Here is a 16094-nt window from a genome sequence, read left to right on the forward strand (position 1 = left end):
CTATACTTCAAAAAAATAAAAAGGCTAAATCATTATTTTATTAAATAAAACAATACTAGAACAATTTAAAATATTTTGTCAAAGAAACAATCCTAAAGATATGCAAACAGCTGTTAATTATTTTGCTGTTTTTGGAGGGCTTGATGTAAAGCTTGATTTAACAAAACCTTTAAGAACATTAATTATACGGCATATACTAGATGCTTTTTATGATATCCATGATTATATAGAAAAGAAAACAAAAAATTCTTCTTTATCACATAAGGTTTTAACAGGAATTTCTTTAGGAGATAGAAGAGTAAATAGTGCTTTTAAAAGAGCAAATATTGAGTATGAAGAAGGGATTGATATTCTTGATGAGTTAGAAGAATTACAGTTTATTTCTACTGAAACTTCAATGGATTTTTTAACAAATCAATTTGAAGAAAATGAAACAGCTGATAAACTTCTTTTTACTACGCCTTTTTTAAGATTTTGGTTTGCTTTTGTATCTCCTTTATATAAAGGAATAGCAAGGGAAGATTATGATGAATGTTTTAAAAAGTTTGATAACTATCAAGCAGAGTTTATGGATTTGATTTTTGAACAATTATGTCATGAATATACAAAAGAAATTTTTGAAAATGATGAAATATCAGAAATTGGAAGATATTGGGATGATGAAAGAAGAGAGATAAATCTTTTAGCTCAAACTAATAGTGGAAAAATCGTTGTTGGGCTTTGTAAATATACAAATTCAAAAATGAAAAATAGTGATGTTTCAAATTTAAAGAAAGTTTGCTTGGACTTAGAGATAATACCTGATTATGTTGTACTCTTCTCAAAAACTGGCTTTACAAATGAATTAAAGTCTCAAAAAAATGAAACTCTTAGACTATTTACAATAAAGAGTTTAAAAGGTTTATTGTAAGTGTCAATAAAGAAGTTTTTTTATGAAGATAATCATTTTCTAGAATACAATGATTATAATAGTTCTTTTTCAAAGGCACTGATTTTATTACCTGGAACCTTTGGAACTATTAAACAAAATGAATTAGCAGAATTTTATAAAGAAAAAAATATAAGACTTCTTGTAGTAAGTAGAGTGGGCTATGGAAACTCTACTTATAAACAACTTGAAAATTATTTAGAATATGCAAATATTCTAATTAGACTATTTGATTTTTTAAAATTAGATAACTTCTCTCTTTTTGGTATTTCAGCAGGAGCTTTGCATTGTTATTGTTTAGATACCTTAATCTCTAAAAGAATTGAAAATATTTTTATTTATTCAGGAATGGCTGCAATAAATGAAAAAGAAGTTATCCAATGTTATGGAAATTATGAACAAATAAAAAGATTTTATGAGTTTTTTGCAAAACAAAGTGAAAAAGAAAATGGTGAGTTTATGTTTAACTTTTATAATGAAATCTTTGATGAAGAGTTTAAAAAAAGTGATAGATATAAAGATACAATTGCAAATGATAAAAAAGCCTTAGGTCAAGAAGTAAAACTTCAAAGTAAAGATTGGGGCTTTACAATAAAAGATGTTAGTTCAAAAGTATATATGTATCATGCCAAAGATGATAAAGAAGTTCCTTTTCAAGCAGTTGAAAAAACAGTAGAAATACTTAAAAACTCTTCTTTAAAACTTGTAGAGAAAGGAGGTCATTTTAATAGACCTTCTTTTTATAAATTTAATGAATTTATAGCTTCAAAACTTTAGTTTTTATTTTCAACTTTTGATATAAACTGTTCAATTTTTGTAGCAAAATAAACAGGACACTCTATCATTGGATAATGCCCAGCTTCTTGACATTCTAATATGTTTACATTTTTATAATCTATGTCAAATATTTTTTTTACATTAGTTTTCGAAAAAACAGGAAAGTCATATTTTCCTACAATAATATTTATAGGTATTTGAATTTTTGAAACTTCACTTCTAAAATCCTCTTCTAAATACATCTTCATATAACCAACTCTTGCTTCTAAAGTAGAAGAGTTATAAGCCATAGATATTCTATAATCTTTCCAAGCTTTTGTATATCTTTTACTCGCTGCTTCAACTATTTGTTCTATTTTATTCTCATTTTTTTGCATATCTGAAATAAGTTCATTTTTAGCTTTTTCTTTCATGATAACTCCACTAGCACTTATAGGAGTTATTAAAATTAATTGTTTTATTCTATCATCTATTAAGGCAAGTTTTTGAGCTATCATTGTTGACATAGAGTGAGCGATAATATGTACAGAGTCAAGATTTAGATGAGTGATAAGGTTTTTCACATCATTAGAAGCTTCGTCACTTGAGTACTCACCTTTAAATTCCTTTGATAAGCCATAACCTCTAAGGTCAGTAAAATAATATGTATATTTAGAAGTATTCAAGTAAGAAAATATTGCTTTATAGTTTTCACAAGAACCCATAAGTTCGTGTAAAACGATAATAGAAATTTCACCTTTTCCTATTTTATTATAATTAAGTATTGTCATAAATTTTTCTTTGTTTTTGAAATATTAACATTTTTATATGTAATTTATATGAAATCATTTTTTAATATACTATAAAAGACATAAGGATAAACTAAGATTATGTTAAGTTTAATTTAAGTATAATCCATGACTTTTTTAGAAAACTCAACGTTTCCTAGAATGGTAGTATCGTTTTGATTATGTAGCTTAACATATGTCAAAGTATGCGAGAAGCATGAGCCGCTTTACAGCTCAAACCAAATTTTATAAGGAAAGAAATGCCTACTATCAATCAACTTGTTAGAAAAGAGCGAAAAAAGGTGATTAAAAAATCTAAATCACCAGCTTTAGACAAATGTCCACAAAGAAGAGGTGTATGTACAAGAGTATATACTACAACTCCAAAGAAACCTAACTCGGCTTTAAGAAAAGTTGCAAAAGTTAGATTAACTACTGGATTCGAGGTTATCTCATATATCGGTGGTGAGGGTCACAACTTACAAGAACACTCTATTGTATTAGTTAGAGGGGGAAGAGTTAAGGATTTACCTGGGGTTAAGTATCACATCGTTAGAGGTGCTTTAGATACTGCTGGTGTTGCAAATAGAACTGTTGCAAGATCTAAATATGGTACTAAAAAGCCAAAGAAATAAGTAGAAGGATAAGATAATGAGAAGAAGAAAAGCTCCTGTTAGAGAAGTAATGGCTGATCCTATCTACAATAGTAAAGTGATCACAAAATTTATTAATACTGTAATGTTAGATGGTAAAAAATCTACTGCGCAAAAAATTATGTATGGTGCAATTGCAAACTTAGATGCAAGAGGTGAAGAATCTGGCATTGAATTATTTGAAAAAGCAATTGAAAATGTTAAACCACTTTTAGAAGTTAAATCTAGAAGAGTTGGTGGAGCTACTTATCAAGTACCTGTTGAAGTTAGACCTGTAAGAAGACAAACTTTAGCATTAAGATGGATTGTAGACGCTGCTAGAAAAAGAAATGAAAGAACAATGGTAGAAAGATTAGCAAACGAATTATTCGAAGCTGCTAATGACAGAGGTGCATCATTCAAGAAGAAAGAAGATATGCACAGAATGGCAGAAGCAAACAAAGCATTTGCTCACTATAGATGGTAATAGGAAACAATTAACATGGCTAGAAAAACACCACTTAACAGAGTTCGAAATATCGGTATTGCTGCACACATTGATGCAGGAAAAACTACAACAACAGAAAGAATTTTATTTTATACTGGTGTATCTCACAAAATTGGTGAGGTTCACGAGGGTGCTGCAACTATGGACTGGATGGAACAAGAGCAAGAAAGAGGTATTACAATTACTTCTGCTGCTACTACTTGTCACTGGCCTCACCCAATAACAAATGAGCAATTACAAGTAAATATTATTGACACTCCAGGTCACGTTGACTTTACAATTGAAGTTGAGAGATCTATGAGAGTTCTTGATGGTGCCGTAGCTGTATTTTGTTCAGTAGGTGGAGTTCAACCACAATCTGAAACAGTTTGGAGACAAGCTAACAAATATAGAGTACCAAGAATGATTTTTGTTAACAAAATGGATAGAACTGGTGCAGACTTCTTTAATGTTGAAAAGCAAGTTTCTGAAAGATTAAAAGCTAATCCAATTCCAATTCAAATTCCAATTGGTGCAGAGGAAGATTTCCAAGGTGTAGTTGATTTAGTAAAAATGAAAGCTATTGTTTGGGATCAAGATGCTGCAATGGGTTCTAACTATCACGTAGAAGATATTCCTGCTGATTTACAAGATAAAGCTGAAGAGTATAGAGAAAAGATGATTGAAGCTGCTGCTGAGTCTTCAGAAGAGTTAATGGAAAAATACTTTGAAGAAGGTGAATTAAGCGAAGAAGAAATCATTTCTGGTCTTAAAGCTGGTTGTTTAGCTATGTCTATTACTCCCATGACTTGTGGTACAGCATTTAAAAATAAAGGTGTACAAACTTTACTTGATGCAGTTGCTATGTATTTACCTGCTCCAACAGAAGTTGCAGACATTAAAGGTGAAACTCAAGATGGTGACGCTGTTATTGTTCCTTCAACTGATGAAGGTGAAGTTGCAGCATTAGCATTTAAAATTATGACTGACCCATTTGTTGGGCAATTAACATTTACAAGAGTATATAGAGGACAATTAGAGTCTGGTACTTATGTAATGAACTCAACTAAAATGAAAAAAGAGAGAATCGGAAGATTACTTAAAATGCACGCAAATAACAGAGAAGAAGTTTCTGAACTTTATGCTGGTGAAATTGGTGCTGTTGTTGGTCTTAAAAACACAATTACAGGTGACACTTTAGCGTCTGAAAAAGATCCAGTTATCCTAGAAAGAATGGATTTCCCAGAACCAGTTATTTCTGTTGCTGTTGAACCAAAAACTAAAGCTGACCAAGAAAAAATGGGTATTGCTTTAGGAAAATTAGCAGAAGAAGATCCATCATTTAGAGTAAATACTGATGAAGAGTCTGGACAAACTATTATTTCAGGTATGGGTGAATTACACCTTGAGATTCTTGTAGATAGAATGAAAAGAGAATTTAAAGTTGAAGCTGAAGTAGGTGCTCCACAAGTTGCTTATAGAGAAACTATTAAGAACCCAGTTAAAAATGAGTACAAATATGCTAAGCAATCTGGTGGTAAAGGTCAATATGGTCACGTATTCTTAGAAATCAATCCATTACCATCTGATTCTGAAGATAACTTCAAGTTTAATAACAACATTAAAGGTGGGGTTGTACCAAAAGAGTATATTCCTGCAGTTCAAAAAGGTTGTGAAGAAGCTATGGCTGGTGGTATTCTTGCTGGATATCCAATGGTTAATATTGAAGTTACACTTTATGATGGTTCTTACCACGACGTTGACTCATCTGAGATGGCGTTTAAATTAGCTGCATCAATGGGATTTAAAGAGGGTTGTAGAAGTGCTGCTGCACAAGCTGTAATCTTAGAGCCAATGATGAAAGTTGAAATTGAAACTCCTGAAGAGTATATGGGAGATGTTATCGGTGATGTTAACAAAAGAAGAGGACAAGTTCAATCTATGGATGAAAGAGCTGGTGTTAAACTAGTTACTGCAATGATTCCATTATCTGAAATGTTTGGATACTCTACAGACTTAAGATCTATGTCTCAAGGTAGAGCAACTTATGGTATGTTATTTGATAACTATGCTGAAGTTCCAAAAAATGTTTCTGAAGAAATCATCGCTAAGAGAAATGGTTAATCACGTTAATAAGAAGTGAATTTCTTCACTTCTTTAGTGATTCTCAAAGAGAGTGCATAGCACAAGAACGAGCTTTTCTATATGTAATAGAAATTTTTAATTTCGTAATTACATAGAAAAGGTCTGAACTAAGCACATACAAAATTGTGAATAGTTTCACTTCAAAGCTCAAGCTTCGGCTTGGGCTTTTTTTATACCCACTACTTTTTAACAATTAATTTGATAAAATCCATATAAATTATATAATCAAATAGGAAACATATTTGAAATTAACAAGAAGTGCGAAAAAACTTACAAATAAAAATAGTGCAGGAATTATTTTAAAACCAGATTCTCCTGAAATAAAGAAAGAATATTATGAAATAATTGATTACTTTAAAGCACATAATATTGAAGTTTTTCTAGAAGAAAATAGTGCAGAAATGATTAATGAAATAAATTGTTTTTCATTGGATCAGTTATGTGAAAAAGTAGATTTTTTAGTTTCTGTTGGTGGTGATGGCACTTTATTATCAGTTGTTAGGAATTCATTTAAATACAATATTCCTATCTTAGGAGTTCACTTAGGTACTCTTGGTTTTTTAACAGATATAACCTATGAAGAATTACCTAAGTTTTTAATTGATTTTATAAATAATAACTATAGAATTGATAATAGAATGTTAGTAGAATGTCAAGTAAATAACAAAACTTTTGTTGCCTTTAATGATATTGTAATTTCAAGAAAAACTGTTTCATCAATGATTCGACTTAAAGCAAAAATAAATGGTACTGCTTTTAACTCATATTATGGTGATGGGGTGATAATTTCAACTCCTACAGGTTCTACTGCTTATAATTTATCAGTAGGTGGACCAATTGTATATCCTTTAACTGAAGCATTTATTATAACACCTGTAGCTCCTCATAGTCTTACACAAAGACCTTTAGTAATGCCAGCAGATATAGAAATAGAGTTTAAAATAAAAGATGAGGAAGGTGCAGTTTTATTAATAGATGGACAAGATACTTACGAAGTTGAAAATGAATCTATAATAAAAGTTACAATTTCAAATAAAAAAGCAAAATTAATTCATAGAACAAAAAGAAATTTTTTTGAAGTTTTAAATGATAAATTACAATGGGGAAATTGATTTATGATTGATAGAATTTATTTAAAAGATTTTTTGTCTTTTAAAGAAGTAGAAATGGAATTAGCTAAAGGACTTATAGTTTTTACAGGACCAAGTGGAGCAGGTAAATCTGTATTAATGCAATCTATTCTTTCTTTATTTGCAATAAATGATAGTAAAGCTAGTTTAGGTGAAGTATCTCTAGTAGATTCAAATATAGAAGATGAAGTTTATGATATTTCAAAGAGTGATGATATAGTAATTAAACAAATAAAAAAAGATAAGGTAAGATTTTTTTTAAACGCTCAAACTATTTCAAAAAAGAATTTAAATAGCTTTTCAAAAAAGTTAATCAAGCATCTTCACTTAAAAGATACAAGTGATTTTGATAGTAAAAAACTTATAACATTTTTAGACTCTTTATGTTTAAAAGAGTACAAAGAGTTTAAAGCTTTAAAAGAAAGTTTTATTAAGGAATATAAAGAGTTAGAAAAAACAAGAAAAGAATTAGAGAAAATAAAAGAAGATGAATCAAAATTAGAAGATTTAAAAGAGTTTGCAAAATTTGAAATAGAAAAGATTCAGAGTATAAATCCTCAAGTAGATGAGTTTGAAGAATTAGCTTCATTAAAGAAAAAACTTTCTCAAAAAGAAAAAATTGAAGAGGCTATAAAATCTGCAAGTCCAATTTTTGAATATACTAATCATGTAAATAATGTATTAGAACTTTTAGATGAAGATTCAAGTTTTTTTGATGAAAGTATAAATGAATTAAATAATATTTTTGAAAAATTTAATGACTCCTTATATGAATTAGAAGAATTAGATATTGAAACAGTTTTAGACAGACTTGAAAAACTTTCTAGCTTACAAAAAAGGTTTGGTTCAATAGATGAAGCAATTGCTTATAAAGAAGAGAAACAAAAAGAATTAGATAGCTATGAAAATATTTCTTTTGAAAAATCTCAGCTAGAAAAAAATCTAAAAAAGTTAAATGAAAGTATTTCTATTTTAGTGAATAAAATATCAATTTTTAGAAAAAAATCTGTAGTTATTTTAGAAGAAAAAATTAATCATTATTTAAAATATCTATATCTTTCTAATGCAAAAATAACTTTAAATGAAAAAAGTTTAGACAATACAGGGATAGATGAAGTACAGTTTGAATTAAATGGTGTAAATCTAGATACAATAAGTAGTGGAGAGTTTAATAGGTTAAGACTAGCTCTTTTAACTTCAATTAGTGAATTTGAAATAGTAAGTAATGGAATATTATTTTTAGATGAAATTGATGCAAATTTAAGTGGTAAAGAAAGTTCAGCAATTGCAACTGTACTAGAAAAGCTTTCAGAAAATTATCAAATCTTTGCAATTTCTCATCAACCTCAATTAACATCAACAGCAGATATACATTTTTTAGTTGATAAAAAAGATGGTATTTCTACTGTAAAAAAACTTGATGATAAATCAAGGGTAGATGAAATAGCAAGAATGATTAGTGGCGCAGATATAACAGAAGATGCTTACACTTTTGCAAAGAATCTTTTAGAAAAAAGAGATTAAGAATTAACTTCAAACTCTTTTTTCATATTTGAAATAAGTTTAGTAACTTTATCTTTTTTGCTAGCCTCTGTTATCTCATTTAGTATTTTTGGTAAGTTATTATGAAACTTTTTTAAGAAATCAAGGATATACTTAGATTTCTTATTTGTATTATTTATATGAGCATTTAATTCAATCATTTCATGTACTAAATTAGAGTATCCAAGAAATGCTGCATAATTAATAGGTAAAACTCCAAATTTATCGGGTTTATTTAATTGTTTTTGACAATGGGCATAAATATATTTAAACATTTTTAAATCATTTTTCCATACTGCATTATGAACCATTGTTCTTCCTTTATCATCAATGGCATTGATATTTGCTCCAGCATTAAGTAATATTCTTACAACATTAATATCTAAATCTAAAATTGCCTTATGAAGTGTTATTCCTCCAAAAGAATCTTTTGTGTTTACATCTGCACCTAGAAGTAAAATAGTTTTTAGGTTTTCATAATATTGCTTTTTAAAGTTAGGATTTTCTTCTTTCAAGTTCTCTTGCATATATTTATATAAAATATGAGTTCCTTCCATATCAACTTGATTTATATCTATTCCATTCTTCATAAATATTTTAATTAAATCAAAATTGCCAAATCTTAATGCTTCAAAGAAATAAGGTTCTCTTTTTGAATTAAGCATATTTAAGTTTGCATTAGTATTTTGTAAGATAGCTTCTAATAAGCTAATATAATCCATTGAAAAACTAATTGAGTCATCATCTATTTCTTTATTGCTTTTCACCACTAAAATAGCATCAATCAATTTTTCTAAAGGTGTAACATTCTCCTTGTTTTTTATATTTGGGTCAGCTTCAAAATCTAATAATAATTGATTAATTTCTAAGTAATCAGAACTTTTATTTATTGTGTAGTGAAGAGCTGTATCCCTATTCTTATTTTTAATATTTACGTCAACTTCACATTCTAAAAGTTTTGTTAAAACCTTTAAAGATTTAAATTTTATAGGTAATAATAAAATTGTTTCATTATTTTTATTACTTACACTTAAGTCAATTCCACTATTTACTATATTTGGAATGAAGTTAATAAGCTCTTCAATTTCTTCTTCTAATTCTTTATTAGACATTTCTTTTTGTAGCTTTTGTTCTTTGGTTAATAATTGATTTAGATAATGAAGTAGAATATTATTACCTTCATCATCCACATGGTTAATATCTACAATTTGAGTAAAAGCAGAAAACATTTTTTTACTTTTTGCTCCATTTTCAACTATATAAAAAAGAGGGTTTCTTTTATTCTTATCTTCAATACTAAATTTTTCAAATTTAGGAATTAATAGTTTGAAAATATCTTCTTCCAAAAAAGTTTCTTTAAAAAATAAAATATTTTTTTTGTTTTTTAAATTTGGATTTTCTAATAAATCTTTTACAATTTCTACAGATTTATTTTTTATTGCAATTTGTAGTAGACTTAAACCGTCACTATTTTTAGTGTTTATATTTTTAATTTTTGATTTAATTTTTATATATACTTGGATTAAATCATTTTCTATAATATATTCGATAGCACTTTTTTTATCGTGGTCTTGCTTATTTACATCTACATTATATTTTAAAAGTTCTTCAATGCATTTTATATATTTATATTTACAAGCCATTAGCAAAGCTGTTTGACCTTCAGCATCAGGTTCATTAACAGAAATTCCATTTTTTAGTAGCCAAGCTACAGCTTTGTAGTTGTTTTTAAGTGTTGCTAGGTGTAAAAAATTTTGTAATTTTTGATTTGTATGATTTATATTTATATCTTTTAATATTGTATCTGCTTTTGATTCATTGAAATTTTTATTTTTAATTTCTTCAATTAAATCATCTGCATTTTTTTTAAATAATTTACCTAGCATTTTATCCTTTCTTTAAAAATGCGATTTTAACATAATAAAAGATAAAGAAAAATAATTCTTTGAACTAATTTCTAAACTTGACAAAATTCAGCTTTAAAGGATAAAATATATCAAAATAATAAAAAGGGATACTAATGGGTGCATTATCAATAAAGGGGAAATTGTTAATCATTTCATTAATAGTAGTTATCTTAGTTACTGTTATAACAGCAGTTCAATCTATATACACTATTAAGGAATTATCTAAGAAAGATATTGATAATTTTAGGAAAGAAGCATATCTAAAAAAAGAAAAAGAGTTACAAAACTATGTTTCTCTAGCTTTAAAAACAGTTAACTCTTATTATGAGAGAACTGAAATAGAAAAAGTAAAAGTAGAAGTTCAAGAGGACTTGAAAAAACAAACAGGTTTTTTATTCTCAATTTTAGAAGCTGAATATAAGAGATTAGAAGGAAAAATACCTGAAGCTGATTTAAAGCAAAGACTTAGAAGTATTGTTGAAGGAACTAGATATGGTACTTCAGGATATTTTTGGATAAATGATTTAGATGCAGTTATGGTTATGCATCCTATAAAACCTCAATTAAATAATAAAAACTTAGCTGAATTTAAAGATAAAAATGGAAAAAAAATATTTACTGTCTTTGCTAATGTAGCTAAAAATTCTAAAGAAGGTTTTGTAGATTATGTTTGGCCAAAACCTGGTTTTGAAAAGCCACAACCAAAAGTCTCTTTTGTAAAGTTATTTGAATCTTTTAATTGGGTAATTGGAACAGGAGAATATGTTTCAGATGTTTCTAGTAAATTAAAAAAAGAAGCCTTAAATGCTATTAAAAATATGGGATATGGAAATAATGGATATTTTTGGATAAATGATTCTCATCCAAAAATGATTATGCACCCATTTAAGCCTCAGCTTGATGGTAAGGATTTATCTGCTTCAAAAGATCCAAATGGAAAATTCTTATTTAATGAAATGTCTAAAGTTGCTAATGCAAAAAGTGAAGGTGGACTTGTTAAATATATGTGGGAAAAACCTGGGAAAGATGTGCCTCAACAAAAATTCTCTTTTGTACAAAGATTTGAACCTTGGGACTGGATAATCGGAACGGGAGAGTATGTTGATGATGTAGAAGATAGTATTCTAGCAATGGAAAAAAGAACTAATGAAGAAATTGACTCAATAATTCTTACAATCATGATTTTTACAGTTGTATTTATTGTTCTAATATACTTAATTTACTCATATCTTGTTAAGAAAATTATTAGTAAACCCTTAGAAGATTTGAATAATGCAATTGAAAATTTAAAAACATCAAATAGTAATACTGAAATAGAAAAAGAAAATAATGATGAAATAGGTGCCGTTGTAGATTCATTTAATTCTTATATTCATTCTTTAAAAGCAGGTTATGAAGCAGATGCAAAAGTTATTGATGAAGTAAAAGATGTAATTCAAAAAGTTAATAATGGTTTTTATGTTTATAAAGTTAAACAAAGTTCAAATAATCCTCAAATTCAAGAGTTAAGAACTTCAATTAATCAAATGATAGAAGGCACTAATAATAAACTAGAAGAAATCAATAATATTTTAATTGAGTATGGTAATTCAAACTTTGATTTTAAATTAAGTGGGGAACATTCTGTTTCTAATGGAATAATAGGATCTATTTTTACAAGTACAAAGCAACTTGGTGGTACAGTATCTGAGTTCTTATCAATGATAACAACAACCGGTGAAAAGTTAAATAAAGATACAGATATTTTATCTTCATCTGCTTCTTCTTTATCTACATCTTCAAATGAACAAGCAGCTTCATTAGAACAAACAGCAGCTGCAGTTGAAGAAATTACTTCAATTATTAAATCAAATAATGAAAAAGTTGTCAAAATGTCAGTTTTAGCTAACGAGTTAAATAAATCAGCAAAAGATGGACAAGATTTAGCAACTAAAACAACTAGTGCAATGGAAGATATTGATGTACAAGTAAACTCAATTAATGAAGCAATAACCGTAATAGATCAAATAGCTTTCCAAACAAATATTCTTTCATTAAATGCAGCAGTTGAAGCAGCAACAGCTGGAGAAGCTGGTAAAGGTTTCGCAGTTGTAGCACAAGAAGTTAGAAATCTTGCAAATAGATCAGCTGAAGCAGCTAAAGAGATTAAGGATTTAGTTGAAAATGCTACTGCTAAAGCAAATGAAGGAAAACAAATTGCTGATAATATGATTGGTGGATATTCGGACTTAAGTTCTAAAGTAGATGAAACAATTCACTTAATTGCTGATGTTAATGAGGCAAGTAAAGAACAAGAAACAGGTATCGTACAAATAAATGATGTAGTTAATTCTTTAGACCAAACTACACAAAAAAATGCAGAGTCTGCAACTCAAATAAGCTCTTTAGCTGGAGAAGTTGCTTCTTTATCAACAAATATGCTTGATATAGCAGATAGAGCAAAATTTAATGTAAATAAAAAAGATGAAATTTGTGATATAAATTTGGTTTTTGAAATTTCTAAATTAAAAAATGACCATATAACATTTAAGAATAGTAATTTCTCAAAACTAGGTAGTTCAACAAGTACTTGGAGTGTAAATACTTGTGATCAATGTGATTTTGGTAAATGGATTTTAACACAAGAAAAAGCAGGGAAAAACTTTACAAAAACTTCAAATTGGACGAATATGAAAGAACATCATAAAAATGTTCATGAAACAGTTCAAGAATATATTGATAGAAATGCAGAAAATGCATCAAATGATATTTTAGAAAAAATATCAAAAACACTTGAAGTGGAAACTGAACAACTATTTAAAACAATGGATGTAATAAAGGTTGAGCATTGTAAGGATTTTGTTGAAGATACAAGTAAGATAAAAAAGACTGAAATAAAAAAACAAGATTTTCCTAAAACAATAGATAAACCAAAAGAAAAAGAGAGTACAAAAAAAGTTCAAACCTCTACTCCTAAAGTACAAACAATCACAGCAAATAATAACGACGATGATGAATGGGAAAGCTTTTAAGAGCTTTCCTAATCATAAGTATAATCTTATAAAAAATAACTAATTTATCTTAAACTTTAAACTATAAAAACTTTTGATATAATTGCGATTTTAAAAACAGTGTCTTGGAAACACAAAGGAATATAATGAACAAAAATAATAAGGTAGAACTGCTTTCACCAGCTGGTAATTTAGAAAAACTAAAAATTGCCTTTGCCTATGGTGCTGACGCAGTTTATGGTGGTGTAAGCCACTTTAGTTTAAGAATTAGAAGTGGAAAAGAGTTTAGCTTTGAAACTTTCAAAGAGGGTATTGATTATGCCCATGCAAGAGGTAAACAAGTTTATGCAACTATTAATGGTTTTCCATTTAACTCTCAAATAGATTTATTAAAAAAACATATTATTAAAATGGCAGAACTAGAACCAGATGCATTTATTGTTGCAGCACCTGGAGTTGTAAGACTTTGTAGAGAACTTGCTCCTCAAATACCAATTCATCTATCAACACAAGCAAATGTATTAAACTATTTAGATGCCCAAGTATTTTGGGATATGGGTGTTAGAAGAATAATTGCAGCAAGGGAAATATCTTTAAAAGATGTTCAAGAGATTAAAAAACATTTACCAGAGATGGAAATAGAAATATTTGTACATGGTTCTATGTGTTTTGCTTACTCAGGAAGATGTTTAGTATCTGCTGTACAAATGGGAAGAGTTCCAAATAGAGGAAGTTGCGCAAATGACTGTAGATTTGAATATACTTTATACGCAGCAAATGAAGACCATAGTACACTATTTAGACTTGAAGAAGAACCAGGTGTAGGAACATATATCTTTAATGCAAAAGATATGAACTTAGCTTCTCATGTTGATGAAATTTTAGAAAGTGGAGCAGTTGATTCTATTAAAATTGAAGGTAGAACAAAATCTCCATACTATGCAGCTGTAACAGCATATGCTTATAGAAAAGCAATTGATGATTATGAAGCTGGAAAATTTGAAGCAGATAAATATCAAGAAGAGTTAGCAACTACAAAAAATAGAGGGTTTACTGATGCTTATTTAGTACATAGACCTTTTGATAGAACAAATACTCAAAACCATGAATATGCTTTAAGTAAAGGAAGTTATGAAGTAAGTGGACTTATTACAGAAGATGAAGAACATTTCTATTGTAAATATAAAACTTATCCAAATGATGAGATAGAAATTTTTGCTCCAATTGGAAGTACAATTGAAGAGTGTGAAAATGAGATTGGAAAAATCTATAAAAAAGAAGATGGTAAATTTTATGTTTCATTTAAAAAGATTTTGACTGAAACAAATAAAGAGTTAGAATCGGTTCATAGTGGAAATACAAATAAAATTAAACTTCCTGGGAAACTACCTTATTTAACAATGCTTAGAGTTAAAAGTGAAGAAGAACAGCAAAATTCTTGTGAAGGTTCTTGTAGTAATTAATAATGGTTGTTTTTAGAGTTACAGATAATATTAATATAAAAACTACTGATGGTACATTAGTTAAATATCAGAAGTTAAAGGGACCATCTAATTTATTAAATGAAACCCTTTATATTTCTACTTTAGAAGATTTTCAAGATATGAAAAGAGTATTTTCAAGTGTTGATCAAAAGTATAGAGCTAAAGTTTTTGATGAAAGTAAAATTAGATATCTTAGTCAGTTTCCTAAAGAATTAGGAATTTTAAATATAAATGAATATAATATTACAAATAATTTAAACTACAAATATAAAAATGATGATTTATTAATTCAAAGTTTTAAAAATTTTGATTCTTTATATTTAAACGAAGAAAAAGTAGATTTATCAAAACAAATAAAAGGAACATTAAAACAAGATATAAAGATATTAATTCTTGGTTCCCCTGGATTTAGTTTATCTGAAATGATTTGCTCTTGTACTGCATTAAGAATATTTTATGAAAAACTTTCTACTTATTTTAAAAGTATAAGTTTAGATATATATTTAAATGCCTCAGAAAATAGGTTTTATAGTAGAGATAAAATGCTTTTTTCAAATCAAACTTTTATAAATAAAATAAGTGCTTTAAGTATAGATGTTAAAGAATTTTGTCAGTATGATTTTTTTGTAGACACAAGTTCTGTTTCTAAAAGAAGCTATTATGAGTCTTTAAATTATACAGATGCCTGGTTGCATAAATTAGGAATTGATTATAAAAAAGTACCTCAATCTAAAAAGTATAATCAAATTAATCTTTCTACTTTTAAAGTAAGAAAAGATTTAAAAGAAAAGATTCAAAAAATAAAACTAAAAGGTAAAATACTTCTTTATCACCCATATTCTGCAAATATAAAAAAATCAATACCTAAAGAAGTTGCTGCAAAGTTATTAAAAGAACTAGTATCTAGGTTACCAGAATACACAATAGTCTCTACAATAAAAGTGGATTCTAAATTTGACGATGATCGATATGTTGATTTAAGTAATGACTCAAAAAGTTTTTTAGACTTTTCATATATAATCTCTAATTGTAGTAAAGTTTTAACTGTTAATACTTCAACTTATCATATGGCAGATGCTTTTTTAATTCCTACAGTAGTTTTTTTTACTGAGTTAGACTCTAAGAGAAAATACTCTTTTTATGAAATGAGTAAAGCTATTTTTGTAAAAGATAAAACTAAAAGTTTAAGTAAATTTGTTTTTGAAAATGACTCTTTACTTTTATATAAATTTGAAGGTTGGCAGGAGCTTAAAGTATCAAAAGTAATTAAATTATTAGAAAGCTTTTGATACAATATTACTATTT

General features: G+C 27.7%; 12 protein-coding genes. 10 read left to right on the top strand and 2 right to left on the bottom strand.

Annotated elements, in window-relative coordinates; translation table 11 throughout:
- Positions 1-100 precede the first annotated feature (100 nt).
- Together CP965_RS11725 and CP965_RS11730 are read left to right on the top strand one after the other, a co-directional pair.
- Positions 101-910 (top strand): DUF234 domain-containing protein, encoded by an 810-nt coding sequence (locus CP965_RS11725; protein WP_129062299.1) that lies wholly within the window; start codon positions 101-103, stop codon positions 908-910.
- A complete protein-coding gene (locus tag CP965_RS11730) occupies positions 911-1705 on the top strand; it encodes an alpha/beta fold hydrolase (protein ID WP_129062300.1) in 795 nt (264 codons plus the stop codon).
- Here CP965_RS11730 and CP965_RS11735 read toward each other — a convergent pair.
- Positions 1702-2475 (bottom strand): alpha/beta fold hydrolase, encoded by a 774-nt coding sequence (locus CP965_RS11735; protein WP_129062301.1) that lies wholly within the window; start codon positions 2473-2475, stop codon positions 1702-1704. The two genes, CP965_RS11730 and CP965_RS11735, sit on opposite strands and share 4 nt — an antisense overlap.
- A gap of 257 nt (positions 2476-2732) precedes the next feature.
- Here CP965_RS11735 and rpsL point away from each other — a divergent pair, with 257 nt between their 5' ends.
- The 5 genes from rpsL (at position 2733) to CP965_RS11760 (ending at position 8390) form a co-directional block, all read left to right on the top strand.
- Entirely contained in the window at positions 2733-3107 is a 375-nt protein-coding gene (gene rpsL, locus CP965_RS11740; protein ID WP_129062302.1) for a 30S ribosomal protein S12, read from the top strand.
- Positions 3108-3123: 16 nt separating this feature from the next.
- Positions 3124-3591: a 30S ribosomal protein S7 gene (gene rpsG / locus CP965_RS11745; protein WP_129062303.1), complete on the top strand. Its 468-nt coding sequence runs from the start codon at positions 3124-3126 to the stop codon at positions 3589-3591.
- A 15-nt stretch (positions 3592-3606) separates the two neighbouring features.
- Positions 3607-5715 carry an elongation factor G gene (gene fusA, locus CP965_RS11750; protein WP_129062304.1) on the top strand — a complete coding sequence of 703 codons (2109 nt, stop codon included), beginning with the start codon at positions 3607-3609 and terminating at the stop codon, positions 5713-5715.
- A 263-nt stretch (positions 5716-5978) separates the two neighbouring features.
- The gene (locus CP965_RS11755; RefSeq protein WP_129062305.1) at positions 5979-6848 is read left to right on the top strand and encodes an NAD(+)/NADH kinase; all 870 of its coding nucleotides are present in this window, start codon (positions 5979-5981) and stop codon (positions 6846-6848) included.
- A gap of 3 nt (positions 6849-6851) precedes the next feature.
- Complete coding sequence (locus tag CP965_RS11760) at positions 6852-8390, top strand: AAA family ATPase (RefSeq protein ID WP_129062306.1); 1539 nt, start codon at positions 6852-6854, stop codon at positions 8388-8390.
- On the opposite strand, the gene CP965_RS11765 is transcribed toward CP965_RS11760, so the two are convergent.
- The gene (locus CP965_RS11765) at positions 8387-10294 is read right to left on the bottom strand and encodes an ankyrin repeat domain-containing protein (RefSeq protein WP_129062307.1); all 1908 of its coding nucleotides are present in this window, start codon (positions 10292-10294) and stop codon (positions 8387-8389) included. The genes CP965_RS11760 and CP965_RS11765 overlap by 4 nt on opposite strands.
- Before the next feature lie 134 nt (positions 10295-10428).
- Between CP965_RS11765 and CP965_RS11770 the strand changes: the two genes are divergently transcribed.
- The 3 genes from CP965_RS11770 (at position 10429) to CP965_RS11780 (ending at position 16078) form a co-directional block, all read left to right on the top strand.
- Positions 10429-13326 (top strand): methyl-accepting chemotaxis protein, encoded by a 2898-nt coding sequence (locus CP965_RS11770; RefSeq protein WP_129062308.1) that lies wholly within the window; start codon positions 10429-10431, stop codon positions 13324-13326.
- Between the two features lie 125 nt (positions 13327-13451).
- Positions 13452-14768 (top strand): peptidase U32 family protein, encoded by a 1317-nt coding sequence (locus tag CP965_RS11775; RefSeq protein ID WP_129062309.1) that lies wholly within the window; start codon positions 13452-13454, stop codon positions 14766-14768.
- A gap of 2 nt (positions 14769-14770) precedes the next feature.
- On the top strand, positions 14771-16078 hold the full coding sequence (locus CP965_RS11780) for a glycosyltransferase family 9 protein (RefSeq protein WP_129062310.1): 1308 nt from the start codon (positions 14771-14773) through the stop codon (positions 16076-16078).
- Positions 16079-16094: the final 16 nt, after the last annotated feature.

The organism is Halarcobacter mediterraneus (genome assembly GCF_004116625.1).
In the GTDB taxonomy this organism is placed as follows: Bacteria; Campylobacterota; Campylobacteria; order Campylobacterales; family Arcobacteraceae; genus Halarcobacter; species Halarcobacter mediterraneus.

Bases quoted from the DNA above. Each gene is read 5' to 3' on its own strand.
- CP965_RS11725 (WP_129062299.1), top strand. From the start codon at position 101: ATGCAAACAGCTGTTAATTATTTTGCTGTTTTTGGAGGGCTTGATGTA.
- CP965_RS11735 (WP_129062301.1), bottom strand. From the start codon at position 2,475: ATGACAATACTTAATTATAATAAAATAGGAAAAGGTGAAATTTCTATT.
- rpsL (WP_129062302.1), top strand. From the start codon at position 2,733: ATGCCTACTATCAATCAACTTGTTAGAAAAGAGCGAAAAAAGGTGATT.
- rpsG (WP_129062303.1), top strand. From the start codon at position 3,124: ATGAGAAGAAGAAAAGCTCCTGTTAGAGAAGTAATGGCTGATCCTATC.
- fusA (WP_129062304.1), top strand. From the start codon at position 3,607: ATGGCTAGAAAAACACCACTTAACAGAGTTCGAAATATCGGTATTGCT.
- CP965_RS11760 (WP_129062306.1), top strand. From the start codon at position 6,852: ATGATTGATAGAATTTATTTAAAAGATTTTTTGTCTTTTAAAGAAGTA.
- CP965_RS11765 (WP_129062307.1), bottom strand. From the start codon at position 10,294: ATGCTAGGTAAATTATTTAAAAAAAATGCAGATGATTTAATTGAAGAA.
- CP965_RS11770 (WP_129062308.1), top strand. From the start codon at position 10,429: ATGGGTGCATTATCAATAAAGGGGAAATTGTTAATCATTTCATTAATA.
- CP965_RS11775 (WP_129062309.1), top strand. From the start codon at position 13,452: ATGAACAAAAATAATAAGGTAGAACTGCTTTCACCAGCTGGTAATTTA.
- CP965_RS11780 (WP_129062310.1), top strand. From the start codon at position 14,771: ATGGTTGTTTTTAGAGTTACAGATAATATTAATATAAAAACTACTGAT.